Genomic DNA, 236 nt, shown 5'->3' on the forward strand with positions numbered 1-236 from the left:
CCCCTCGTCGGGGTTTCCTTTGAGAGCAAGTATTTTGCCTCGATTGAACTGTTCATTGTTGGAGAGTTTGATCCTGGCTCAGGACGAACGCTGGCGGCGTGCTTAACACATGCAAGTCGAACGCTGAAGCACCTTCGGGTGTGGATGAGTGGCGAACGGGTGAGTAACACGTGGGTAATCTGCCCTGCACTCTGGGATAAGCCTTGGAAACGAGGTCTAATACCGGATATCACTTT

Annotated in this window: 1 rRNA gene; it reads left to right on the plus strand. The window is 52.1% G+C overall.

Annotation, left to right across the window (positions count from 1 at the left end):
* Positions 1-55: 55 nt before the first annotated feature.
* Positions 56-236, plus strand: a 16S ribosomal RNA gene (locus EIY87_RS23525); the annotation flags it as partial.

The organism is Amycolatopsis eburnea (genome assembly GCF_003937945.1).
GTDB lineage: Bacteria > Actinomycetota > Actinomycetes > Mycobacteriales > Pseudonocardiaceae > Amycolatopsis > Amycolatopsis eburnea.